This is a genomic window from Streptomyces sp. NPDC005761 (assembly GCF_040630635.1).
GTDB lineage: Bacteria > Actinomycetota > Actinomycetes > Streptomycetales > Streptomycetaceae > Streptomyces.
In genome coordinates this window covers 1-24,566 of the sequence record NZ_JBEXXX010000046.1, presented here as the reverse complement: position 1 = coordinate 24,566, position 24,566 = coordinate 1, and the positions used below count along the sequence as shown (strand labels likewise).

General features: G+C 70.4%; 16 protein-coding genes. 6 read left to right on the top strand and 10 right to left on the bottom strand.

Annotated elements, in window-relative coordinates:
* Positions 1–8 precede the first annotated feature (8 nt).
* The 3 genes from ABZ434_RS30315 to ABZ434_RS30305 form a co-directional block, all read right to left on the bottom strand.
* Positions 9–980 (bottom strand): quinone oxidoreductase, encoded by a 972-nt coding sequence (locus ABZ434_RS30315; protein ID WP_359143238.1) that lies wholly within the window; start codon positions 978–980, stop codon positions 9–11.
* A 27-nt stretch (positions 981–1,007) separates the two neighbouring features.
* Positions 1,008–2,069: a 3-keto-5-aminohexanoate cleavage protein gene (locus ABZ434_RS30310; protein WP_359143236.1), complete on the bottom strand. Its 1,062-nt coding sequence runs from the start codon at positions 2,067–2,069 to the stop codon at positions 1,008–1,010.
* A 184-nt stretch (positions 2,070–2,253) separates the two neighbouring features.
* Positions 2,254–3,273: an AraC family transcriptional regulator gene (locus ABZ434_RS30305; RefSeq protein ID WP_359143234.1), complete on the bottom strand. Its 1,020-nt coding sequence runs from the start codon at positions 3,271–3,273 to the stop codon at positions 2,254–2,256.
* A 434-nt stretch (positions 3,274–3,707) separates the two neighbouring features.
* On the opposite strand from ABZ434_RS30305, the gene ABZ434_RS30300 reads away from it, so the two are divergent.
* The 3 genes from ABZ434_RS30300 to ABZ434_RS30290 all read left to right on the top strand — a co-directional run bounded on the left by ABZ434_RS30300 (position 3,708) and on the right by ABZ434_RS30290 (position 10,720).
* Positions 3,708–5,210 carry a long-chain fatty acid--CoA ligase gene (locus ABZ434_RS30300; protein WP_359143232.1) on the top strand — a complete coding sequence of 501 codons (1,503 nt, stop codon included), beginning with the start codon at positions 3,708–3,710 and terminating at the stop codon, positions 5,208–5,210.
* Positions 5,211–5,463: 253 nt separating this feature from the next.
* Positions 5,464–9,195, top strand: a complete 3,732-nt coding sequence (locus tag ABZ434_RS30295; RefSeq protein ID WP_359143230.1) for a S8 family serine peptidase — start codon at positions 5,464–5,466, stop codon at positions 9,193–9,195.
* A gap of 319 nt (positions 9,196–9,514) precedes the next feature.
* On the top strand, positions 9,515–10,720 hold the full coding sequence (locus ABZ434_RS30290) for an MFS transporter (RefSeq protein ID WP_359143228.1): 1,206 nt from the start codon (positions 9,515–9,517) through the stop codon (positions 10,718–10,720).
* 62 nt (positions 10,721–10,782) lie between these two features.
* On the opposite strand, the gene ABZ434_RS30285 is transcribed toward ABZ434_RS30290, so the two are convergent.
* From ABZ434_RS30285 to ABZ434_RS30265, 5 genes are all read right to left on the bottom strand, one after another.
* Positions 10,783–11,928 carry a serine hydrolase domain-containing protein gene (locus ABZ434_RS30285; protein ID WP_359143227.1) on the bottom strand — a complete coding sequence of 382 codons (1,146 nt, stop codon included), beginning with the start codon at positions 11,926–11,928 and terminating at the stop codon, positions 10,783–10,785.
* 759 nt (positions 11,929–12,687) lie between these two features.
* The gene (locus ABZ434_RS30280; RefSeq protein WP_359143225.1) at positions 12,688–13,380 is read right to left on the bottom strand and encodes a response regulator transcription factor; all 693 of its coding nucleotides are present in this window, start codon (positions 13,378–13,380) and stop codon (positions 12,688–12,690) included.
* On the bottom strand, positions 13,377–14,708 hold the full coding sequence (locus ABZ434_RS30275) for a sensor histidine kinase (RefSeq protein WP_359143223.1): 1,332 nt from the start codon (positions 14,706–14,708) through the stop codon (positions 13,377–13,379). Before ABZ434_RS30275 ends, ABZ434_RS30280 begins: the two co-directional genes overlap by 4 nt.
* A gap of 7 nt (positions 14,709–14,715) precedes the next feature.
* The gene (locus tag ABZ434_RS30270; RefSeq protein ID WP_359143221.1) at positions 14,716–16,959 is read right to left on the bottom strand and encodes an MMPL family transporter; all 2,244 of its coding nucleotides are present in this window, start codon (positions 16,957–16,959) and stop codon (positions 14,716–14,718) included.
* Positions 16,960–17,309: 350 nt separating this feature from the next.
* Positions 17,310–18,275 (bottom strand): zinc-binding dehydrogenase, encoded by a 966-nt coding sequence (locus ABZ434_RS30265; RefSeq protein WP_359143219.1) that lies wholly within the window; start codon positions 18,273–18,275, stop codon positions 17,310–17,312.
* Between the two features lie 167 nt (positions 18,276–18,442).
* On the opposite strand from ABZ434_RS30265, the gene ABZ434_RS30260 reads away from it, so the two are divergent.
* On the top strand, positions 18,443–19,087 hold the full coding sequence (locus ABZ434_RS30260) for a helix-turn-helix domain-containing protein (RefSeq protein ID WP_359143217.1): 645 nt from the start codon (positions 18,443–18,445) through the stop codon (positions 19,085–19,087).
* Between the two features lie 180 nt (positions 19,088–19,267).
* Here the strand turns inward: ABZ434_RS30260 and ABZ434_RS30255 are convergent, their stop codons facing one another.
* Together ABZ434_RS30255 and ABZ434_RS30250 are read right to left on the bottom strand one after the other, a co-directional pair.
* Positions 19,268–20,611: a class I SAM-dependent RNA methyltransferase gene (locus ABZ434_RS30255; protein WP_359143215.1), complete on the bottom strand. Its 1,344-nt coding sequence runs from the start codon at positions 20,609–20,611 to the stop codon at positions 19,268–19,270.
* Between the two features lie 106 nt (positions 20,612–20,717).
* The gene (locus ABZ434_RS30250; RefSeq protein ID WP_359143213.1) at positions 20,718–22,766 is read right to left on the bottom strand and encodes an APC family permease; all 2,049 of its coding nucleotides are present in this window, start codon (positions 22,764–22,766) and stop codon (positions 20,718–20,720) included.
* A 375-nt stretch (positions 22,767–23,141) separates the two neighbouring features.
* Here ABZ434_RS30250 and ABZ434_RS30245 point away from each other — a divergent pair, with 375 nt between their 5' ends.
* Complete coding sequence (locus tag ABZ434_RS30245; protein WP_026242838.1) at positions 23,142–23,810, top strand: TrkA family potassium uptake protein; 669 nt, start codon at positions 23,142–23,144, stop codon at positions 23,808–23,810.
* The gene (locus tag ABZ434_RS30240; RefSeq protein ID WP_148021383.1) at positions 23,810–24,487 is read left to right on the top strand and encodes a TrkA family potassium uptake protein; all 678 of its coding nucleotides are present in this window, start codon (positions 23,810–23,812) and stop codon (positions 24,485–24,487) included. Before ABZ434_RS30245 ends, ABZ434_RS30240 begins: the two co-directional genes overlap by 1 nt.
* Positions 24,488–24,566 lie beyond the last annotated feature (79 nt).

Sequence of the window (24,566 nt, the reverse complement as noted above, 5' to 3'; positions counted from 1 at the left end):
TGGGGGAATCAGGGAACGAGGACGGAGGAGCCCGTGGTGCGGCCCGCCTCCAGTGCGCGATGCGCGGCCACGGCGTCGTCGAGGGCGTAGCGCTGGTTGATCCGGATCCGGATCCGGCCGGCGGCGACATGGCCGAACACCTCACCGGCCAGCGCGTCCCGCTCCGCGGGGTCGGCGATGTAGTCGGCCAGCGCCGGACGGGTCACGAACAGGGAGCCGTGGATGGCCAGTTGCATCGCGTCGAGCGGCGGCACGCCGGACGCCGTGCCGAAGCAGACCAGGAGGCCGCGGCGGCGCAGCGAGGCCATGGAACCGGCGACGGTGTCCTTGCCGATGCTGTCGAGAACGAGCGGGACGCCCGCCCCGTCGGTCAGCTCCCGCACGCGTGCGGCCACGTCCTCCTGGCGGTACAGGATCGTGTGGTCGCAGCCGTGGGCACGGGCGGTCTCCGCCTTCTCCTCGGTGGAGACGGTGCCGATCACGGTGAGGCCCAGCAGCTTCGCCCACTGGCTGACGATCAGGCCGACGCCGCCCGCGGCGGCGTGCAGCAGGATCGTGTCGCCGGGGTTCAGCGGATGGATCCGGCGCAGCAGGTACGCGGCGGTGAGTCCCCGCATCGTCATCGCGGCGGCGGTCTCGCTGTCGATGCCGTCGGGCAGCCGGATCAACGGGGCCGCGGGCATGATGCGTTCGGTGCTGTACGCGCCGAGCGGGCTGCCGGTGTACGTGACGCGGTCGCCCTCGGCCACGTGGGTGACGCCCGCGCCGACGGCCTCGACGACACCGGCGCCCTCGACCCCGAGGCCGGCGGGCAGCGGGGCCGGGTACAGGCCGGTACGGAAATAGGTGTCGGCGAAGTTGAGACCGACGGCTTCGTGCCGGACGCGCACCTCACCGGGGCCCGGGTCACCGACGGTGACGCGTTCCCGGCGCAGGACGTCGGGGCCGCCGGTCTCGTGGAAGCGGATGGCGTGTGCCACGGGGTGCTCTCTCTTCGTTCGGTGGGGTCAGCCGGCGGTGGTGTCGCGGAGCATGAAGCCGCGCCGGCCGGGACGCCGGTTGGGCACCATGCCGAGCCGGGCCAGGGTCTGGTCGGTGTCCTCGTAGTACTCGCCGAGGTGGTAGATCTTCTTGGCCTCCGCGCCGCTCGCGACGTCGCGGCCGAGGCTGTCGGCGATCGCGACCATCTGCTCGACCTGGCGCACGGAGCTCATGGGCTCACCCTTGCGGGCCCACAGGTTGTCCTCGTTGCCCACGCGGACGTGCACCCCGAGGGCGATGGCGATGGCGTTCATCGGGGCGACGGCGCGCATCGAGGACTCGATGGTGAGCACGGCGCCGTCGGGGACACGGCGGACGAACTCGATCAGGTCGGCGGGGTGACGCCCGGAGAAGCCTCCACCGATCGCCACGTAGTTGAGAACCAGCGGTCCGGTGTGGACGCCGCTGCGGATCAGCCGCTCGACGGTCTCCAGCTGTGCCAGGGTGGCCAGCTGGAAGTGCGGCTGAATGCCGTTGGCGCGCAGCCGTTCCAGGTGTTCGAGGTAGAAGTCGGGACCGGCCTCGACGACCATGTCCCGGTATGCCTTGTAGAGGTCGGGCTTGGCTATGGAGGTGCCGGCCAGGTCGTCGTCCGACATGATCTCGACGATGTTCATCTGGCTGGTGTTGATCGCGATCGTCACCTGGTCGGGCCGTGGGTCGAGTTCGGCCAGCAGGTGGCGGGTGTCGTAGCTCAGCCACTTCGCCTCGGCGCCCTCGTCCTCGGGGGCGAACGAGATGGAGCCCCCGATCTGGAGGACCATGTCCGGAACGGCCTCGCGCAGGCGTCCGACCAGTTCGTTGAACATGGACATGCGCTTGGAGCCGTGCCCGTCCAGTTCCCGCACGTGGATGTGGAGCACGGTGGCGCCGGCGTTGTGGCAGTCGACGGCGGCCTGCACGTGCTCGTCCATGGTGAGGGGGAGGTCGTCGGCGTCGCCGGGGAGCCACTCCGGGCCGTAGGGAGCGGCCTGGATGACCAGCTTCTCCTGGTTCTCGGGCAGCAAGGAGTCATCGAGGAAGTGCATGGGGTCATCTCCTGATACGCGGATGCGGCGGCAGCTGACCGGCGGGCCGAACGCTTTCGGCACCGGTCGCATCAACTTCGTTGCACGACAACGAAGTTGATTTGCGAGGCCCTGGGGCCCTGCGGTACCGCCACGTTAGGAGCGGGTCGCGTGGAGCGCTTTACCCGAGGTGACAGGAGACTTGTCAGTTGGGGACAGGGCCGTCGAGTGCCCTGCGGGTGCGCCACTCGCGGGCGCTGGTGCCGAACTGGTCGCGGAACCATCGGGAGAAGGCGCTGGGAGCCGCGAAGCCGAGGAGGCCGGAGATCTCCGTCAGAGAACGGCGCGGGTTCGCCACCAACTGCTCGGCGAGCTGTGCGCGCGTGGCGTTGACGAGCCCGGAGAAGGTCTCGCCGGACGCGGCCAGATGCCGGTGGACCGTCCTGCGGTCGACGCCGAGACTGCTCGCGACCTGTTCCATCGAGCAGCGTCCGGTCGGCAGCAGGACCTCGATCAGTTCGCGCACCCGGTCCAGCTCGGTGGCGTCCGCCTCCACGGCGAGGGACTCGAAGTACTGGCGGGCATATCCGCGCAGCAGAGGATCCGCCATCTTATTGGGAGTGGCCAGTTCATTCGCGTAGAGAACGATCCCGTTGAATTCGCGGTCGAATTCCACCACGGGCCCGAAATAGCGCCGGTGTGCGGCCGGGTCGCTGGGCGCACGGTGGGTGAAACACACGGACACCGGCTGCCAGCGGGGACCGAGGAAAGCCCTCAGGAATCCGATGAAGGTGCCCGTGGCCAGCTCGACGGCCTGCCGGACCTCGCGCACCTCGCCCAGTTCCAGGCTCAGCTTGATGGTGGCGAGGCCGTTCGCCTCGGTCAGCCGGCTGCGGAGCAGCTCGTTGTAGGTCCGCTCGTGGCGTACGAGCAGTGCGAGGGCACTGCGCACATCGGGTTCCTCGCGCAGGACGAGGCTGATGGGACCGAGGTTCGAGAACCGGCGACGCTCGGCGAGGAGCAGGCCGAACTCCTCGCGACGGGCGGCCGACGCGGAGAGTTCGAGGAGCTCGGTGACAGCGATGCCGGAGACCCAGCGGTCCTGGACGGCGAGACCCACCGGATCGAGACCCACGCGCTTCATCAGCGCGCGCGGATCCAGACCGAGGGACTGGCTGAGCTCCACATAGCTGCTCAGCGCTGCGTTACGGACCAGCGGTTTCATCGGCGCTCCAGAGCTCTGTCCCCAACTGATAAGTCATCTGCCCCGCCAGGTCAAGCGCCGGCACAGTCCGTGACCTAGCGTGGCACCACGGTAGGGACCGGACGAATTCGGGGAAAACTTTTTCCACAGCCCGGTCTCGAAACAGCCTCACCTCAATTCCGAATTCGCGGATGGATCAAGTGATCAAGTGGAAGGAACCGAGGCGTCCGGCCCCACATAACGAAACGTCCGGCTCCGTCCCATTCACCGGCCATAAGGGAGAAACGTGGTGCCCGGGGTTGTGGCCGACACCGCATCGGCCTCGTCGCGTGCCCGGGAGTTCCGGGGCGACGCGGACGCCACCGGCGGAGGCCGCGACGGAATCGCACCGCTCGATGTGATCACCCACCCCGTACGCCCGCACCCGCCGCACACTCCGAAGACAAGGACGCCGCATGACCGACCTGTTCGCACTCCTGGCCCGATCCGTCCGGTCCCGCGCTGACCGGACGGCCGTGCGCCAGGGCAAGGACTCGCTCACCTACGCCCAACTCGACGCCATCACGGCCAGGTTCGCCACGCTGCTGCGCTCCAAGGGCCTGCGAGCGGGTGACCGCGTGGCGGTCGCCCTGCCCAACGTCGTCCAGTTCCCCGTCGTGTACTACGGCATCCTGCGCGCCGGCGGCACGGTGGTGCCGATGAATCCCCTGCTGAAGTCGGGCGAGATGGTGTTCGTCCTGCGCGACTGCGGTGCCCGCCTCCTCGTGACCTCCCCCGCCTGCGCCGACGAGGCCGTGCCGGCGGCGGCGGAGGCCGGAACGGAGTGTCTGGTCGCGGATCCGGCAACGTTCACCGCACTGCTGCGGTCGTTCGAGCCGGTGGCCCGGGCGGCCGGAGCTGCCGGCGACGACACCGCGGTGATTCTGTACACGTCCGGCACCACCGGGGCCCCAAAGGGCGCGGAGCTGACGCAACGCAACCTCGTGAGCAACGCTCTGACGGTGGCGCGTACGCTGCTGCGCCTGGGTCCGGACGACGTGCTCTTCGGCGGTCTGCCGCTGTTCCACGCCTTCGGGCAGACCTGCGCCATGAACGCCTCGATCGCGTCGGGTTCCTGTCTGTCGCTGCTGCCACGCTTCCAGCCGTCCGACGCCCTGGAGACGCTCCGCCGGGACGGGGCGACGGTCTTCCTGGGAGTGCCCACGATGTACAGCGCACTGCTCCGGCACGGAACAGGGCCCTCCCTGCCCCGGCTGCGCCTGGCCGTCTCGGGCGGCTCCTCCCTCCCCGTCGAGCTGCTGCACGCCGCGGAACGGGAACTGGGCGTCACCGTACTGGAGGGCTACGGCCTCTCCGAGACGTCCCCGGTGGCCTGCTTCAATCCGCCGGGCCGCCCCCGCAAGCCGGGATCCATCGGGCTCCCCGTCCGCGGGGTCGAACTCCGGCTCGTCGGCGCCGACGGCGGTACGAGCGGTCCCGGCGAAGTCGGCGAGCTGGCGATCCGGGGCGAGAACGTCATGAAGGGTTACTGGAACCGTCCGGAGGCCACCGCGGCCGCGTTCCGGGACGGGTGGTTCCACACCGGGGATCTCGCCCGCGTCGACGAGGACGGCTACTACTTCGTCGTCGACCGCAAGAAGGACCTCGTCATCCGCGGCGGCTACAACGTCTACCCGCGCGAGATCGAGGAGGTGCTGTACCGGCACCCGGACGTCGTGGAGGCGGCCGTGGTCGGCGTGCCCGATCCGGTTCTCGGGGAGGAGGTCGCCGCCGCGGTGGTCCTCCGGACGGGGGCACCTGCTACGGCGGACGAGCTGCGCGACTACGTGAAGCAGCAGGTGGCGGCCTACAAGTACCCGCGGATCGTCACGTTGGTCGACGCCCTGCCCAAGGGGGCGACCGGAAAGATCCTCAAGCGCGACATCCGGATCGCTCCGCCGACACCCTCCGCCACCTGACCGACGCGGCGCACGCCCGCCCTCACGACTGGCGCACGGGACGTGCGGGAAGATCCTCGGGCTCCCCGGCGCCAGGCACTCCTGCCTCCCGGGAGAACCGTTCCGCGCGCCCATGCTCCGCTCCGGTCGCTGTCGGATCCCCGCCATGCGACCTACCCGCCAACACATGGCGGTGTCGTGCGCGTTGCTGTCGGGGACATTCGTCGCAGCACCCGGACCACCCATTCACCGGGTGCGCGGAGGAGAGACATCCATGACCAGAGCATCCGCGAGACGGCGGCACCGGCTACTCGCAGCCGGGCTGTCCCTCTCACTGCTGCCGGCCGGACAGGCCGTCGCAGCCGGGGCGATGGGCTCGACGGCGGGCACCGACCGTGCCGCGTCGTCCGTGCACGCACCCACCACCGCGCGAACCGTCACCCTGATCACCGGTGACCGGGTGACGGTGACCGACCTCGGCGCAGGCCGCAAGTCGGTCGCCGTGGAGCGCCCCGCGGACGCGACCGGCGCGGTGCGCAGTGAGATATCCGGCGGCCGGATCACCGTAGTGCCGGACGAGGCCCGGCCCTACCTGCAGGCGGGCGTCCTCGACGCCGAACTCTTCGACGTCACCGCTCTGATCGAGCAGGGGCTCGGCGACCCGTCCTCCGACGGCCTGCCGCTCATCGTGACGTACACGAAGAACAGCCGGGGCGCGGCGCCCCGCGGCGCCCGTCAGGTCCGTGTCCTGCCGAGCGTGGGCGGTGCGGCGCTGGAGGCGTCGAAGTCCGGGGAGTTCTGGCGCACGGTAGCGCCGGGCGTCAACGCCACGCGTATGAACAGGGCTTCGGCACCTGCTCGCCTGGCGGGTGGGGTCGGGAAGATCTGGCTGGACGCCCGCGTACACGCCACGATGAAGGCCAGCAACGCCCAGATCGGCACCCCTGCGGCCTGGGAGGCCGGCCTGACCGGCAAGGGCGTCAAGGTCGCCGTCCTGGACACGGGCGTGGACCTGACCCATCCCGATCTCAAGGACCGGGTGAGCGAGACCAGGAGTTTCATCGACGGCCAGGAGGTCGCCGACCGCAACGGCCATGGCACGCACGTCTCGTCCACCGTGGGTGGCAGTGGTGCGGCATCCGACGGCAAGGAGAAGGGTGTCGCGCCCGACACCACCCTGGCCGTCGGTAAGGTCCTCAGCGACCAGGGCTCCGGATCCGAGTCACAGATCATCGCCGGCATGGAGTGGGCCGCCAAGGACGTCCGGGCCAGGATCGTCTCCATGAGCCTCGGCTCGTCCCAGGGCAGCGACGGCACCGACCCGATGGCCCAGGCGGTGAACACCCTGTCCAAGGACACGGGCGCTCTGTTCGTCATCGCGGCAGGCAACTCGGGCGGGCCCGGCACCATCGGCTCCCCGGGCGCCGCCGACTCCGCGCTGACGATCGGCGCGGTCGACTCAGCCGACCGGCGGGCGTCCTTCTCCAGCCAGGGCCCGCGCCGGGGCGACAACGCCCTCAAGCCCGACCTGTCCGCGCCGGGCGTGGACATCCTCGCAGCGCGCTCGCAGCTCGTGAGCGGCAGCGGCCCGTACACATCGCTGAGCGGGACGTCCATGGCGACCCCGCACGTCGCGGGCGTGGCGGCACTGCTCGCCGAGAAACACCCCGACTGGGACGGCCAGCAGCTCAAGGACGGGCTGATGAGCACGTCCAGGCAGATCAGTGGCACGTCGTACGAGGTGGGCGCGGGCCGTGTCGACGTCCCGTCCGCCATGGACGCGCAGGTCACCGCGACCGGCAGCGCCGACCTCGGCTTCATCGGCTGGCCGTACGAGGAGAACCAGCCGGTCACGAAGACCCTGACCTACACCAATACCTCCGACAGTCCGGTCACCCTGGCACTGACCGTCGAGGGTGCCCCCGCCGACGTGGTCACCCTCGCCGACTCTTCCCTCACGGTCCCCGCGCACGGCACCGCCCGGACCACGGTCACCGGTGACGGCTCCGCCGCGCCCGTCGGCACGACCTCCGGCCGGATCACCGCCCGGGACGGCGGGACAGTGGTCGCGCACACGTCCTTCGGTATGACCAAGGAGAACGAGCGCTACACCCTCACCGTCCACGTCAAGGACCGTGAAGGTACCCCGACCGCCGCATACGTGGCGGTGAAGGAGATGGCCGAGGGCACGTCGGTCATCCCGGCCGCGGTCGATGACTCCGGCACCATCGAGCTGCGCCTGGAGCCCGGCTCGTACAACCTGTCCACGTTCCTGGACGTGCGTGGCAGCAAGGGCAAGGACTCGCTCGGCCTGGGGCTTCTCACCGAGCCCGAGGTCACCCTGGACCGTGACCGCGAAGTCACGCTCGACGGGCGGACGTTGCGGGAGATCCGGGCCGAGGTGGACCGGCGGACCGAGACCCGTCAGCGGGTCATGGAGTTCAGCCGGACCGTGAACGGCGAGTCCTTCGCGCCGTCCGTACTGGTCCCGGCGAAGTACGACAGCATCTTCGCCGCGCCGACCCGGAAGCCCGCCACGGGCGCTTTCGAGTACCGGACGGTGTGGCGGCTCGGCAAGCCGCAGCTCGATGTCGAGGCGGGCGGCAGGCAGCTGGGCGAGGCAGTCGTCCAGCGCGGCTCGGACCAGTTCACCGGGCACAAGCGCATGCCTCTGGTGGACGCGGGCGCCGGAAGCACCGCCGACTATGCCGGCCAGTCGGTCAAGGGCAAGGCGGTCGTCGTGCGCCGCACCGACGCCGTCGGCCCCGCCGAACTGGCCCAGAACGCACAGGACGCGGGCGCCGCGGCCCTGTTCGTCACCGACGACGCTCCCGGGCGGTTGCTCGGCAACTTCGCCGGACCCGACGGGGCGACGCGTCCACTGCCCATCGCGACGGTGAACGCCGCGGACGGGGCACGGCTGATCGAGGCCGCCCGCCACGACCGGGGCGTGGAGCTCACCGGCACCGCATTCACGCCGTACGTGTACGACCTCACCGAGGGGTACCCGGGAGCGATCCCCGCCGAACTGACCTACCGGCCGGACGGAAGTGAACTGGCCGTCGTCAAGCAGAAGTTCCACGCACCGAAGGGGGCCGACGGCAGCGAGTTCCGCTTCTCGGTCACCGACACCTTCCCCATGGGCATGGGCGTCCCGGAGAAGATCCAGCTGCCCGCGGAACGCACCGACTACGTCGACGCCGGCCCCGAGCGGGGGTGGCACCAGTCCGTGACCAGCGGCCCGGGCGCCATCGAGGAACGTGAGGGCGTCGTGCACTTCCGCGGCGGCAAGCGCTCCGCGACGGACTGGTTCAAGCCGGTCTGGCACCCGTGGCTGGGCACCGGCCTCGGCTGGGGCCAGGAGCGCGCGGGCAACGACCTGCAGTTCAACACGCCCGGCTGGGGCGACTCGGGGCCGGACCACACCGGCTTCGGCGATGTGTGGCACGCGGGCTCGGTGACCCAGTTCACCACGGTGTACGTGGACGGGGTGCAGGTCGACCGGAGGATGGGCTCGGGGGCGTACGCCCGGAAGGTCAAGCCGACCGAGCAGGACTTCAGGGTCGTCACCGACACCACCCTGGACCCGGAAGTCTGGCGCCTCGCCACGAAGGGCCACTCCGAATGGACCTTCAAGTCGGCTGCCACGCCGGCCGACCGGTGGACGTATCTGCCGATGCTCAACCTCGGGTTCGACGTCGACACCGATCTGCACGGTGATGTGCGGGCCGGAAAGCGTCTGGATCTCGGGATCTTCTCCGAGTACGTCGAGGGCGCCTCGGACACCGGGAGGATCATCGGCTCCACGCTGGAGGTCTCCTTCGACGACGGCGGGACGTGGCGGCCGGTCGAACTGGACGGTGTACGTGGCAGGTCAGCCGCCTGGTCAGGCTCGGTGCGGGTGCCGGACGACGCGCGGTACGTCTCCGTGCGGGCCTCGGCCACCGACGACCGGGGCGGCTCGGTCAGGCAGGAGATCGTCCGCGCGGTGGGCGTGCGGAAGTAGCTGACGCCTGCGCTGCGACACGTGAGGCCGTGACTACGTTACGGAGCGCGGTGCTTGGTGAAGGACGCCGGGTGCCGTGCCCAGCGACGGGCCGCGGGTCGGGGGCACCGCTCCTGATCCGCGGCAGCGGCCCCGCCCTCCCGCCCCGCCGGTCGAGGACCCTGGCCTCCCGGACTCCCGGGTGTGCGGTTCCGGGAACCGGCGGCATCGCGGCACCTGGCAGCCCCTTGCCTCCGGTACGCACCTGGGCCGGGGCATTAGGGTCGGCCTTCGGCCACAGCGTGCGGCGGAACAGAGGCTCGGCTCAAGAGGGGTATGCGTGAACATCGGTGTGCAACGCGGCGCGATCGCTGCGGTGCAGGTGCTCGGACTTGCTGTGTGGTTCTCCATGTCGGCGGTGGTTCCCAGCCTCCGCAACGACTGGGGGCTCACTGCCGGGGGTGCGGTATGGCTTACGGCCTCCGTACAGATCGGTTTCGTCGCCGGGGCCGTGGCCTCGGCCGCCCTGAATCTGGCCGACCGCGTCGCGCCGCAGCGTCTGCTCGCCGCCAGTGCCGCGGCCGCCGCCACCTGCACCGTCGTGCTGGCCCTGGTCGCCGACCAGCTGGCCGTCGCCATCCCGCTGCGCTTCATGACCGGGATGTTCCTGGCCGGGGTCTACCCAACGGGCATGAAGCTCATGGTCTCGTGGGCCGGCAGTGCCGGACGAGGCAGGACCATGGGCGTCCTCATCGCCGCCCTCACCCTCGGCTCCACGCTTCCTCATCTGATCGCCGGCGTGGGATCACTGCGCTGGCGCGATGTCCTGCTCGCCGCAGCGGCCGCCGGCTTCGTGGGTTCCGTCATCGCTCTGCTCCTTGTCCGGCCCGGCCCCTTCGCAGCGAAGTCCGCGCCTGCCCGCAATCCCAGGTATGCGCTGAACATGTTCACCGAGCGCGGGCCACGACTGGCGAACCTCGGGTACTTCGGGCACATGTGGGAGCTCTACGCACTGTGGACGTGGATCCCGACCTTCCTGCTGGCGACCTCTGCCTCGCGGGGACTGCCCGGCTCTGTGGAGATCACCGTGTTCCTCACCATGGGACTCGGCGGAGCCGCCGGCTGCCTGATCGGCGGCTGGGGCGCGGACCGCTACGGCCGCCCACCCGCGGCCATGACAGCGCTTCTCCTCAGTGGTCTGTGCTGCCTGGTCTCCCCGTTCCTCTTCCATGCTTCCCCGCTGCTGCTCTTCGCCTTCTGCATGCTGTGGGGTGCGGCCGTCATCGCGGACTCGGGGGTGTTCTCGACATCGCTGAGTGAGGTCGCCGACCACCGCTACATCGGAACGGCCCTCACCGCCCAGACCGCGATCGGATTCGCCCTGACGGTCATCACCATCCAGCTCACTCCCCTGCTGGCCGAGGCCGTCGGCTGGCGCTACGCCTTCCTCCTCCTGGCACCCGGCCCCCTGGCCGGTGCACTGGCCATGCGTGCGTTCGGCAAGGGCGAGGGCGCCCCCGTTGCCGTCCCGCAGAGCAGATCCTGAGGTTCAGCGACCCTGCGCAACCCGACCCCTCCCTCAGCTGGGGACCACCACGATCCGGTCGCTCACGCGCCGCAGAACTCGGCTTCGACGACTCGCTGTTCGTGGACGTTCCAGTCGCCGTTGAAGTTCATCGACAGGACGTGCCCGCCGTCCGTGGTCGCCATGGTCTGCGAGATGGACCCCTGGATGCCGCCGTTGTGCCCCCACACGTCGACGCCGCAGGACAGCTCTATCCGCATCAGGCCCAGGCCGTAGGAGACGGTCGGCATTTCCTTGATCGGCTCTGTCGTGGTCATCTCCGCCAGCTGACGCCTGTGGAGGAGCCGACCGGAGAGCAGGGCCTGGTAGAACCGATTGAGATCGCGGGTGTTGGAGACCATTTCCCCGGCGGCCCCTGCGAGGGAGGGGTTGAGCTCGGTGACGTCGTACGTGGGACTGTTCGGTTCGGCGGGCCCCGCCAGTTCCCCGGTCAGTTTCGAGTAGGCGCGTCCACCGGGGCCCGGCACGCCGGCCCGGGTGCCAGGCAGCGCGGTGGAGTCCATGCGCAAGGGGCGCAGGATCCGCCGCTCGATCTCGTGGGCGTACGGATGGCCGGTGGCTTTCTGGATCACCAGGGCGGCGAGGACGTAGTTGGTGTCCGAGTAGCTCCACCCGCTGCCGGGGGCAAAGGCCGGCTGGTGGGTCATGGCCAGGTGCACGATCTGCTGCGGCGTCCAGGTGTCGTAGCGGTGCTGGAGGAAGTCGGTGCTGAACTCCTTGCGTTTGAAGTCCGCGTCGTCGGTGTAGCTGTAGACGCCGCTAGTGTGGTTGAGGAGCCGACGCAACGTGATCTTCGTGCCGTCGTGGCCGTTCCCCCGCACCACTCCCGGCAGCCAGTGGTCCACGGTGTCGTCCAGGCTCAGCCTGCCCTCGGCTTCGAGCTGGAGGACGACGGTGGCCACGAACGTCTTGGTGATCGATCCCACCCGGAACCGGTCATCGGCCCGCGGCTGGCGGCCGGTCACCAGATCGGCGGTGCCCGCACGGCCTGCCCACAGGTCGTGCCCCCGCTGCGCGAGCGCGATCGCGCCGGGCGGCCCGCCCCGGACCACCCCGTCCAAGGCCGCCTGCGTGGCCTGGTGGCCGCCGCGTGCGGTCGACGCCCGACCGCCAGCGTCGGCGACCGCCGCCGACGCGGGCGTGATGAATCCGGCGGACACCACCGCCATCGCGACCGCCCCGGCAGCAGCGACCCGCAGCCTCAACGCCCCGGGCCGGCGGCCCCTTGCCGGGCCGGTCGTCGCCGTCCGCCCGCCGGTACTGCTCCTGGGCGAACGTGATCCCTCTGCTGCATGCATGTGCTCGTACACGAAAGGCTCCTGCGAGACCGGGGGCGACAACTTCTTTGCGCGTGCCCAGTATTCGGGGCCCGGCCCTGCATCCGGGATCCTGTCAGCCACCTGCCTTGAGGTGGGGCTAACCCCCTGCCACGCCGGCCGCCCTCCGCCACGTCAGCTCTGATTCGTCCTTGTTGACGCCTGCCGAATCGGCAGTCCCGTGCCCGTGCGCTGTTCACATTCAGGTACCGGCCGGGAGCATGGCCTGTGCGGCGGTGAGGGTGTGGCCTTGAGCAGATGAAGGCGCTCGATGCGGCCGTCCCGGACCGTGAGGCGGAGGCCGGGGGGGCGTGAAGCGGCATCCGGTCGACGTGACCGTGTGCGTGAACCGGCCGAAGTCGGCCGCGCCGACCTGCGACACCGGGTACGTGACTGCATCCACAGCCTTCCCGGCCCGGTCGGCTGCATGGACGCCGTGGCCTCCGCACGCTCTCTCCCGCGATCCATGTGTGGCCGAACTCGGCCCCGCCCGCGGTCCGAGAAGACTCGACGCTGCGTCACATCCACGCGCACGGGCTCCAACGCCTCGGCGCCGGGCAGCAGTGGTGTGCCCCAGCCGCGCGGAGCCGCCGGAAGGCCCCCGGTATCGGACTACGACAGGCGCTCGGTGCCACCGTCGGGGGCGGCGCGGGCCAGACCCGTCCGGTAGGCGATGACGACGAGTTGCGCCCGGTCGCGGGCCTCCAGCTTCGTCATGGCGCGCTGCACATGGGCGCGCACGGTGAAGGGACTGAGGAAGACGCGTTCGGCGATTTCCTGGTTGGACAGGCCGGTCGCGACCAGAGCCACCATCTCTCGTTCGCGCGGGGTGAGTACGTCGAGCCGCCTGGATTGGTGCGGCGGGGCGTCGTCCGGTGCAGCCAGGAAACGGGCGACCAAGGAGCGGGTCGCGGCCGGGGACAGGAGGGTGTCGCCGTCGGCGATCGTGCGCACGGCGTCCAGCAGGTCCTCCGCTCCGATGCCCTTGCCGATGAAGCCGCCGGCTCCTGCGCGCAGCGCTTGCGCGACGTACTCGTCGGTCTCGTACGTGGTGAGGATCAGGATGCGGCTGCCACGCAGTTCAGGGTCCGCGCAGATCTCCGACGTGGCGGTGAGCCCGTCCACTTCGGGCATGCGAATGTCCATGATCACCACGTCCGGGCGCAGTTCCCGGGTGAGTCTCACCGCCTCCCTGCCATCGGCGGCCTCGCCGACCACGGTGATGTCGTCGGCACTGTCGAGAAGTATCCGGAAGGCGCCGCGCAGCAGGGCCTGATCATCGGCGAGCAGCACCCGGAGCGTCACGGCCTGCCCCCGGTCTCCCGGTCGCGCGTCCGTCCCTCGCCTGTTGATTCGTCGGGCATCCGTCCCCCGGTGGTTGCGGCTTCGACCGTTCCACGCGTCGTGTCCTTTGCGGGCGGCAGGGGCAGTTGCGCGGAGACGAGGAAGCCGCCCTCCGGGCGCCTGCCCGCGGAGAGGTGTCCCCCTGCAGCGGTGGCACGTTCGCGCATCCCGATCAGACCGTAACCGGGCGCCCGGTTCCCCGCGGTGTACGTACTCGGTCCCGTGGATCCGGTCGGTGCCGTACGGGCGCCCGCTCCGTCATCGGCGACGGCGATGGTCACGCGATCGCGGTTCCACGTGAGGAGCACCCGGGCGTCACCGGTGCCGGCGTGCTTGGTCACGTTGGTCAGCGCCTCCTGGACGATGCGGTAGGCCGTGAGATCCACTCCCGGCGGCAGCGGCCTGGCCGTGCCCTCCTGGTGCACCGACACCTCCAGGCCCGCGCGGCGGAAGGAGTCGAGGAGCGTGGGAAGCCGGGACAGCCCGGGTGCCGGTTCGGCCGGGTCTTCCGCGTCCCCGGTCTGGCGCAGCAGACCGACCGTGGCACGCAGGTCGTCGAGCGCGTTGGCGGTGGTCTCGACGAGTTCCCGCAGGCTCTTGCGTGTCTGCTCCGGGCGGGTGTCGAAGAGGTGTGCGGCGACGGTGGCCTGAGCGTTGGCGAGAGTGATCTGATGGGCCACGAGGTCGTGCAGTTCACGGGCAATGCGTACCCGTTCCTCGGCCACTCTGCGGCGCGCCTCGATGTCCCGGCTCTTCTCGGCCCGCAGGGCCCGCTCCTCCACGGCTGCCAGGTAAGCCCGCCGGTTGTGCACCGAGTGACCGAGCACGCCGGCCACCAGCGGGAACGCCGCCACCGCTCCCATCCTGCTCGCGTCCTTCCACGAGAGGGCCCCGAACACGGGGGCGAAAGCGACCAGCAGCGCCGCGGAGATGAGCGCCACGGCGCTCGCCAGGCGCCGTTCGGTGCGCGCGGTGAGCGAGTAGGAGTAGGCGGTGATCACGGCGGGGGCCACGATGAGCGGGCTCAGCAGGAGGCCCAGGAACGGAGCCAGCACGCCGCTCGCGGTCGTGGCCGCCATGGCGGCCAGGGGCGCCCTGTGCCGCACCGGGAGTACGGCACAGGACACCACGGCGACGAAGTAGGCAGCGGCAGACGGCGGTGACAGCGTGCTGCCGTCGTCCTGCACCACGCCACCGAGCAGGCAGAGCGCGAACGCCGCGGCCACGGTCGCTCCCTCCCGCCACCACGTACCGCGTGGTGCTGGGCCACCGCCACCCGTGTTCGTCACGGCCGACTCACTGCCGGCCGGCAGGGAGCCGCGGCCCCGCTGCTGCTTCCGGCTCGGTCGCGGAGGCCTGAACATGCCTGCTCAGTGCCTCACCCTCGATATCCACATTCGGCAGCACGCGGTTCAGGATACGGGGCAGCCACCAGGCCCTGTGGCCGAGCAGTGCCAGGACCGCGGGGGCGATCGCCATCCGGACGACGAAGGCGTCGAAGGCGACGGCGGCGGCCAGACCGACACCCATCGTCTGGATGGTCGGGCTGCTCATGCCGATGAATCCGGCGAACACGCTGATCATGATGATCGCCGCCGCGGCCACCACACGTCCGCTGTGCCGGAAGCCGCTTACGATCGCTTCGGCGGGGGAAGCGCCATGGACGTAGGCCTCCCGCATCCGGGTGAGGAGGAAGACCTCGTAATCCATGGCCAGGCCGAACACTATGCCGATGATGAGAATCGGCATCAGCGACATGACCGGTCCGGTCTGCTCGATCCCGATGAGGTCTGCCGCCCAGCCCCACTGGAAGACGGCGACGAGGACGCCGAAGGCCGCACCCACCGACAGCAGGAACCCGAGCGCGGCCTTGACCGGGACGAGCACCGACCGGAAGACGACCATCAGCAGGAGCACCGCCAGGCCGATGACCACGCTCAGATAGGGGACGAGGGCGTCGGACATGGCTTCGGAGATGTCGATGTTCAGCGCGGTGGCGCCGGTCACCAGGACGACGGCACCCGTGTCGGCCTCGACGCCGGAGGCGGCGTCCCGGATCGCGTGCACCAGGTCCTTGGTCTCGCCGCTGTTCGGCGCGGTCTGCGGGACGGCGGTGAGGACGGCCGTGTCCTTGGTCCGGCTGAGAACCGGGTCGCCGACCGACGCGACCCCGGCCACGTTCCGTACGGTCTTGACGACCCGGTCCGCAGTGGCCCGGGTCTTCCCGGACTCCGACGTGTCCACGACGACGGTCAACGGGCCGTTGAAGCCGGGGCCGAATCCTTCCGACAACAGGTCGTAGGCACGGCGCTGGGTGGTCTCCACCGATTTGGACTCATCTCCGGGCAGCCCGAGTTCGAGGCTGAGTGCCGGCAGGGCTACGGCGCCCAGACCGAGTCCGGCGATCATCAGCACGGCCATCGGCCGACGCAGCACGAACCGCGCCCAGCGGGCGCCGAGCCCGGGCGGGCCGGCCGGGCCCGGTACCAGGTGCGGGTCGCGTCCCGGCCTGGTGGACCTGCGGACGGCGCGGGACAGTATCCGCCGGCCGAAGAAGCCGAAGAGTGCGGGGACCAGGGTCAGTGCGACGAGTACGGCAAGGGCCACGGCGCCCGCGCCGCCCATGCCCATCCTGGTGAGTTCGGGGATTCCGACGACTCCCAGCCCGGCCAGGGCGATCAGGACGGTCGCGCCGGCGAAGACGACGGCGGATCCGGCCGTGCCCACCGCCCGGCCGGCGGCCTCTTCCGGCTCGACGCCCTGGGCGCGCTCGTCGCGGAAGCGGGAGGTGATGAAGAGTGCGTAGTCGATGCCGACCGCCAGCCCCAGCATCAGCGCCAGGATGGCGACGGTGGACGTCAGACCCAGCGGAACGGCCAGTGCGGAGACCAGGCCGAAGGCGATGGCCACGCCCACGAAGGCGGTCAGCAGCGACAGTCCGGCCGCGACCAGCGACCCGAGGGCGAGGACCAGCACCAGTGCGGCGACCGCCACGCCGATGATCTCCGTCGTGCCGCCCGGTTCCTCTTCCGAGTCCAGGGCCGAGCCGCCGATCTCCACGGTGAGCCCCGCGTCCCGGGCACGGCCTGCGGCATCCTCGAGGGCGCTCTTCGTCCGCTCGGTCAGGTCGACGGCGTCCGCGCTGTAGGTGATCGTGGAGTAGGCGATGGTGCCGTCCTCGCTGACAGCGCCGGTCTCATAGGGATCTGTGGTCGACGCGACCTGATCGCCCCCGTCCAGCGAGCCGAGCGCGTCCTTGACGGCTGCCCGGTTGTCCGTGGCCGTCACCCGTTGCCCGTCCGGGGCCTCGAACACCAAGCGCGCCTCGGCGCCCTGGGAGTTGCTCAGGGGGAAGCGCTCGTCCAGCAGGTCGAACGCCTTCTGCGACTCGGTGCCGGGCATGGAGAGGTCCTCGTCCTCCCCGGCCGGCGCCAGGGCGGCGGCGACGACGGCCAGCACCAGGGCACTCAGCCACAGACCACCCACGAGCCGGCGCCGCCGGAAGGCCCACCGTCCGATCCGGTAGAGAATTGTCGCCACCTTGTGATCACTCCAGACACCGCTTGGAAAAGGGGAATGCGCGGGATTCGCGCGCCTCCCACACTTCCCTCCGGCGCCGTTGCCGGGCATCGTCCCCGGCCACCGTCGTCCTCTGGTGCAGACGGACCAGCCACTCACGTGTCCTGGTGCATACGCACCACACGTGGGCGTGAGCGGACTGGATGGCCCCAGGCGGAACGGGGTCCCGTGGTGGCGGCGGCGCGGGGCTCGCCGGTCGTGGTCGGGCCGGCGAGCCCGGAGGCGGCGATCGGCAAGGCCGGGTTCGGAGACCAGGTGCCCGGCGGGTAGCAGTCCAGTTCCGTCGACCGCGGCCTCCCTCCCCTGGCTGCTCAGGGGGCCAGCACCACCCTGCCGAACACCTCTCCCGCGTCCATCTTCCGGTGCGCCAGCACCGCTTGGCCCAGCGGCAGCACCTCGTGCACGACCGTGCTCAGGCTCCCGTGTGCGGCATCCGCGAACTGGGCCGACCGCACGGCCTGCCTGGCGGGGGCGGGCACGGTGTCGGAGCTGAGGGTGGCGAACGACAGGGACCGGCGGAAGGCATCCATCAGCCGCATGCCGAAATCTGCCGGTGGGTGCCCGCCGGCCACGCCGACGGAAACGAACCGCCCTTTGGAGTTCAGCCTGTCCAGGAAAAGGGGGAGCTGGGGACCTCCCACGACATCGATCACCACATCGAAGCCAGACGGCGCGTCCGGGCCGGCGCCCTCGCCTGAGCGGTCGAGGACGTGGGTCGCACCCAGGTCTTCGAGTCGGGCGCCGCGCTCCGCCGATGAGGTGGTGACCGCCACCGCACCTGCACCGCCCCTGGCTGCGAGCTGGACCGCCGTGATCCCGATGCTGCCCGCCGCGCCGCGCACGAGCACCGCCTCACCGGGCGTGAAGCGGGCGTGTTCCAGGGCGAAGTGGGCGACCACGCCGGAGCCGCCCAGAGTCACCGCGTCGGCGCCGGACAGGCCGTCCGGCAACGGAAGGATGTCCTCGACCGCCGCGACCGCCTGCTCGGCGTATCCACCGGACAGCCCCGTGAACGCCCACACCCGCCGACCGATCCATGAGGCGTCCACTCCCTCTCCCACCGCGGTGACGTTTCCCGCGACCTCGCTGCCAAGGAGATGGCCCTCCTGGAAGCCGTGGGCGGCGAGCGTTCCCCGCCGGATCACGGCGTCCACGCCGCCCACCCCGGCGGCTTCCGTTGCGATCAGCACCTGCCCGGGGGCAGGAACGGGCACGGGCACATCGACGACCTCCAGACCGTCGGGGCATCCGAACTTCCTGATCACGACGGCTTTCATCTCTACTCCTCGGGTCGGTGGACGTACGGGTCCCAGCTGCTGCGAGCATGTGCGGCGAGACCGCCCCACCCTCCGCGGCCAGCATGAGTGGGGTGCCGGGAAGCGCGGGTACGACCGCCATCGGAACGTAACGGACGCCCCCGTCCGTTTGGCTGAAGTGAGAGACCATGACCGGCCGTTTGCCTCAACCTGCGCGTTCCGACGCCCGCGACAACCGGGCCCGCATCCTGGACGCCGCCCGTGCGGTGTTCGGCGAAGACGGCCTGGGCGCGCCCATGCGTGAGGTCGCCCGGCGCGCACGCATCGGCCCCGCCACGCTGTACCGGCACTTCCCGACCAAGCAGGCACTGATCGTGGAAACCTTCGCCGAGCAGCGGCGAGCCTGCCATGCCGCGATCCGCGACGCCCTCGCAGACTCGGACCCGTGGCACGGATTCCGGACCTTGGTCGAGCGGATCTGCGAACTTCACGCGCACAGCCGGGGATTCGCCGACGCCTTCATGACGGCCTATCCCGAGGCCATAGACTTCGCCGCCGACCGAGAGCGGACTGCACAAGCGGTCGCCGAACTGGCCCGTCGCGCTCAGGAGACCGGTCAGCTGCACCCAGGCTTCGTCGTCGACGACCTGATCCTGATGCTCATGGCCCACCGGTGCGTCCAGGACGCACCACGTGCCGCCCGGCTCACGGCTTCGCGCCGCTTCGCCGCCTACATGATCGAGGCCTTCCGTGCCGCACCGGAGACGGGAGCGCCTGCCCCGCTGCCGCCGGCTCCACGCCTCCAGCACCCGCCCTCGCCCACCACGCCGTGAACTCGTCACAGGGAGGCCTGTCGTCCTCGCAGCCCGCCAGCCGTATCGGGCCCCCGGCCAGCCAGGTCGGACAAGGCTCGGTGCCGTTGGACGGCCGGTCGCGCGATGGCGGGAGCGTCGTCCTCGGCGGAGAGCCGGAATGACGTCGAGCGACCCGCCCGGACCACAAACCCCCGCAGATCAGGCGTCCTTCTTCACCGGCTCCAGAATCGCCACGCACTCCACATGGTGCGTCATCGGGAACAGGTCGAACGCCCGCAGCGTCCGCACCTTGTACCCGCCCTCCGCGAAGTACGCCAGGTCCCGTGCCAGCGCCGCCGGGTCGCACGCCACGTACGCGATCTTGCGTGCCCCCAGGGCGGCCAGCTGCTTCACCGTGGCCTTGCCCGCCCCCGCGCGCGGCGGGTCCAGGACGATCAGGTCGCACTCCGTGATGCCCGTGCGGGGAAGGACCTGGTCGACCTTGCCGTGCTCGATGCGGACCCGCTCCAGGTCCTTGAGGTTGTGGCGGGCGTCCTCGACCGCGCGCTTGCCGGACTCGATGCCGAGCACCGCGCCCTTCTCGCCGATGCGCTGGCCGATGGCGCCGGCGAACAGGCCCACGCCGCAGTACAGGTCGAGTGCGGTGTCGTTCTTGCGGGGCAGCAGGCCCTGCATGACCGCGCGGACGAGGGTGTCCGCCGCCTGCGGGTGGACCTGCCAGAAGCCGCCGGAGCCGACGCGGTAGGTGCGGTCGTCGGCGCGCTCGCGGACGAAGCCGCGGCCGTGCACGCGGTGCACGCCGCCGTCGCGCTCGTCGACGCGCAGCACCGAGACGGGCTTGTCGAGCTCGACCAGCGGGAGACGGCCGCCCTCGCGGGGGGTGAGGATGACCTGGCGGTCGTGGGAGCCGGTGGCGGCGATGGCCTCCACCGTGGCCATCTGGGGCCAGTCCTGCTTCTCGATGCCCAGCTCGGTCACGCCCGGCGCGGCGATCATGCACTGGTCGATGATCTCGATGTCGTGCGAACGGTGCTTGCGCAGACCGACGCGGCCGTCCGCGTCGATGGCGTACTGGACGCGGGTGCGCCAGGCGGGCACCTCGCCCGGCGGGAGCTTGTCGCCCTCGGCCGGCATGACGGTGCCGTCCCAGCCCGCCTCCTCGGGGGTGAGGCCCGCGAGGCGCTGGAGCTGCTCGGCGATGACCTCGCCCTTGAGGCGGCGCTGGGCGCCCGGCTTGGCGTGCTGCCAGTCGCAGCCGCCGCACTTGCCGGGGCCGGCGAACGGACAGGGGGCCTTCACCCGGTCCTTGGACTCCTCGATGATCCGTACCGCGTCGGCGCGCAGGAAGCGGGAGTCGGTGGCGCCGTCGGTGACCTTGGCGACGACCTTCTCGCCGGGCAGCGTGTGGCGCACGAACAGGACCTGGCCCTCGGCGGTACGGGCGATGCAGTGGCCGCCGTGGGCGACCGGGCCGACCTCCACCTCGTACTCCTGCCCCACGAGCGATTCCCCGGTCTGCGGCGAAGTGGATTCGTTCTGCATGAGGGGAGGACTCCAGAGATCAAGGGGGACGGCGAACGGCCGGACAACAACCTACGAGTCTACGTGGGTGTCGTCCGGCCGCTTACCAGGCGGAGCTTGCCGCGGGTCAGGCCTTGTGCGTGGGCTCCTTGTGCCTGCGTTCCACGGGGCCGCGTCGCACCGAGCCGGGGGCGTTCCAGTCCGCGCGCTTGCGGGCCCGCTTCTTGGCCGCCTCGGAGGACTCCAGCTGGTACGGGACGGAGGTGACCATCACCCCGGGGGTGAAGAGCAGCCGCCCCTTGAGGCGCAGGGCGCTCTGGTTGTGCAGCAGGTGCTCGTACCAGTGGCCGACGACGTACTCCGGGATGTAGACGCTCACGACATCGCGCGGGCTCTCCCGGCGCAGGCCCTTGACGTACTCGATGACCGGGCGGGTCACCTCTCGGTAGGGCGAGTCGAGGATCTTCAGCGGGACGTTGATGCCGCGCCGCTCCCAGTCCTCCTTGAGCGCCTTGGTCTCGGCCGGGTCGACGCTGATGGAGAGCGCCTCCAGGTGGTCCGTCCGGATCAGCTTCGCGTACGCGAGGGCGCGGAGGGTCGGGCGGTGGAGCTTGGAGACCAGGACGATCGAGTGGACCCGGGAGGGCCGGACGGTCTCGTCGGACGGCGTCTCGTCGGCGGCGATCTCCGCGGCGACCCGGTCGTAGTGCTTACGGATCGCGGTCATCGTGCCGTAGAAGATCACCATGCCGAGCAGCGCGACCCAGGCGCCGTGGGTGAACTTGGTGGCGAGGACGACGACGAGCACCAGGCCGGTGAAGAAGGCGCCGAAGGTGTTGATCGCGCGGGAGCGGATCATGTGGCGTCGCTTGGCCGGGTCCTTCTCGGCGCGCAGGTGGCGGTTCCAGTGCCGGACCATGCCGGTCTGGCTGAGCGTGAAGGAGACGAACACGCCGACGATGTAGAGCTGGATCAGCCGGGTCGAGTCGGCCCCGTAGATCCAGACCAGCAGGATCGCCGCGCCGGCCAGCAGCACGATGCCGTTGGAGAAGGCGAGGCGGTCGCCGCGGGTGTGGAGCTGGCGGGGCAGGTAGCGGTCCTGGGCCAGGATCGAGCCGAGCAGCGGGAAGCCGTTGTACGCGGTGTTGGCGGCCAGGAAGAGGACGAGGGCGGTGGCGGCGGCGAGGATCACGAAGAAGAACGTGCCGTCGCCGAAGACCGCGGCCGCGACCTGGGAGATCACCGGGTCCTGGACGAAGGACGAGCCGACCGGGGTCCCGTTGTTGATGAGGTCCTTCGCCGGGTTCTCGGCCATCTTGACGTCGGTGGCCATGGCGAGCCCGATGATGCCGCAGAACATGGTGACGGCCAGGAGGCCCATCATCGCGAGGGTGGTGGCGGCGTTCTTGCTCTTCGGCTTGCGGAAGGCCGGGACGCCGTTGCTGATGGCCTCGACACCGGTCAGGGCGGCACACCCGGAGGAGAAGGCGCGCAGCAGCAGGAAGACCAGGGCGAAGCCGGCCAGGCCCTGGTGTTCGGGCTTGATCGTGTAGTCGGCCGTAGGGGCGTGCATGGTGTCGCCGAGGACCAGTCCGCGGAAGGCGCCCCACGCGATCATGATGAAGACGCCGGCCACGAAGAGGTAGGTGGGGATGGCGAAGAGTTTGCCGGACTCCTTGACGCCGCGCAGGTTCATCAGGGTCAGCAGCACGATGGCGGCGACGGCGCACGTCGTCTTGTGCTCGACGACGAACGGGATCGCGGAGCCGAGGTTCTCCACCCCGGAGGCGATGGACACGGCGACGGTCAGGACGTAGTCGACCAGCAGCGCGCTGGCCACGGTCAGTCCGGCCTTCGGGCCGAGGTTGGTGGTGGCGACCTCGTAGTCGCCGCCGCCGCTCGGGTACGCGTGCACGTTCTGCCGGTAGGAAGCGACGACGGTGAACATCAGGACCACGACGGCGACCGCGATCCACGGGCTGAAGTGGTACGCCGACACGCCCGCGATGGAGAGCACCAGGAGGACTTCCCCGGGTGCGTACGCCACCGAGGACAGCGGGTCGGATGCGAAGACGGGCAGGGCGATGCGCTTGGGGAGGAGTGTTTCCCCGAGTTTGTCGCTGCGCAGGGCCCGGCCGATCAGGATCCGTTTGGGCACGTCGGTCAGTTTGGACACGCTGAGGATCGTAAGGGTTCCGTATGGGAGCGGCCCACGCACCACCCCCATGGCCCCGCAATCTCCTGCACCTGGCGGGAAAGGGCACAGAATCCTTAACGGAATCCTTGCACCGCGGCCCCTCCAAAGCCTCTCGAAAGCCACTCGAACGCTCTTCGAAAGGCCGTGCGGGCACTTCCGGGGTCTCCGGCTTTGCCACAGCGCCCCCGGGATGAGCACACTCGAATGAGGCAACGAACCCGGCGCCGCTTAAGCTCATCCTGGGCAACGGGACGAACCGTTGCCCCATTGTTTGCCCGGCCAGCCGAGGAATGAGTGTGAGCAGGGTGTTTTCGCAGGTCAGCCGGACGACCAGGACTGCGAGGTAGGCGCAAGGTGCACATCGTCATCATGGGCTGCGGGCGAGTGGGGGCCGCTCTCGCGCAGACCCTGGAGCAGCAGGGGCACACGGTCGCCGTCATCGACCAGGACCCCACGGCGTTCCGGCGCCTCGGATCCGGCTTCGGCGGCCGTCGCGTCACGGGGGTCGGATTCGACCAGGACACCCTCCGCGAGGCCGGGATCGAGGAAGCCGGCGCGTTCGCAGCGGTGAGCAGCGGCGACAACTCCAACATCATCGCGGCCCGCGTGGCCCGCGAGATGTTCGGCATCGAGAACGTCGCGGCCAGGATCTACGACCCCCGGCGTGCCGAGGTGTACCAGCGCCTCGGCATCCCCACGGTCGCCACCGTGCGCTGGACCGCCGACCAGATGCTGCGCCGGCTGCTGCCTTCGGGCGCCGAGCCGCTGTGGCGCGATCCGAGCGGTGGTGTGCAGCTCGCCGAGGTGCACACCACTCCGTCCTGGATCGGCCACAAGATCAGCACCCTGCAGGAGGAGACGGGCGTGCGCGTGGCCTTCCTCACCCGGTTGGGCGAAGCCATTCTGCCGTCGTCGCAGACGGTGCTGCAGGAGGGCGACCTCGTCCACGTGATGATGCGTACGGACGAGATCGCGAAGGTCGAGGCGGCCTTCGCCGAGGGCCCCGAGGAGGGCGGTCACTGATGCGTGTCGCTATTGCCGGGGCCGGCGCGGTGGGACGTTCCATCGCGGCCGAGCTGCTGGAGAACGGGCACGAGGTGCTGCTCGTCGACAAGGCGCCGACCGCCATCTCGGTCGAGCGGGTGCCGATGGCCGAGTGGCTGCTGGCGGACGCCTGCGAGATCACCTCGCTTGACGAGGCCGCGTTGCAGCGCTGCAACGTCGTGATCGCGGCGACCGGCGACGACAAGGTGAACCTGGTCGTCTCGCTGCTCGCCAAGACGGAGTACGGCGTGCCGCGCGTCGTGGCCCGGGTGAACAACCCGAAGAACGAGTGGCTCTTCAACGAGTCCTGGGGCGTCGATGTGGCGGTCTCCACGCCGCGTCTGATGTCGGCCCTGGTCGAGGAGGCGGTGAGTGTCGGTGATCTGGTCCGGCTGCTGCGCTTCAGTCACGGCGACGCGAACCTGGTCGAGCTGACGCTGCCGCCGGAGTCGGCGCTGGCGGGCACGCAGGTCGGGGAGGTCGCCTGGCCCGAGGACACCTCGCTGGTCACGATCATCCGCGGGCAGCGCGTGCTGACGCCGAGCACCGAGGAGACCCTGGAGGCCGGGGACGAGCTGCTGTTCGTCGCCGCCCAGGCACGCGAGGAGCAGCTGGAGGACCTGCTGTCGGTGCGCCAGGGCGACCCCGAGAGCTGACACGCGAAAAGGAGGGGCCTGCCACCGCTGTCGGCGGTGGGGTGGGCCCCCGTTTTACGTGTGTTATTATTACATGTCG

Bases quoted from the DNA above. Each gene is read 5' to 3' on its own strand.
- ABZ434_RS30285 (WP_359143227.1), bottom strand. From the start codon at position 11,928: ATGGCGGTGGTGTCCGCCGGATTCATCACGCCCGCGTCGGCGGCGGTC.
- ABZ434_RS30300 (WP_359143232.1), top strand. From the start codon at position 3,708: ATGACCGACCTGTTCGCACTCCTGGCCCGATCCGTCCGGTCCCGCGCT.
- ABZ434_RS30255 (WP_359143215.1), bottom strand. From the start codon at position 20,611: ATGCAGAACGAATCCACTTCGCCGCAGACCGGGGAATCGCTCGTGGGG.
- ABZ434_RS30305 (WP_359143234.1), bottom strand. From the start codon at position 3,273: ATGAAACCGCTGGTCCGTAACGCAGCGCTGAGCAGCTATGTGGAGCTC.
- ABZ434_RS30295 (WP_359143230.1), top strand. From the start codon at position 5,464: ATGACCAGAGCATCCGCGAGACGGCGGCACCGGCTACTCGCAGCCGGG.
- ABZ434_RS30310 (WP_359143236.1), bottom strand. From the start codon at position 2,069: ATGCACTTCCTCGATGACTCCTTGCTGCCCGAGAACCAGGAGAAGCTG.
- ABZ434_RS30260 (WP_359143217.1), top strand. From the start codon at position 18,443: ATGACCGGCCGTTTGCCTCAACCTGCGCGTTCCGACGCCCGCGACAAC.
- ABZ434_RS30265 (WP_359143219.1), bottom strand. From the start codon at position 18,275: ATGAAAGCCGTCGTGATCAGGAAGTTCGGATGCCCCGACGGTCTGGAG.
- ABZ434_RS30240 (WP_148021383.1), top strand. From the start codon at position 23,810: ATGCGTGTCGCTATTGCCGGGGCCGGCGCGGTGGGACGTTCCATCGCG.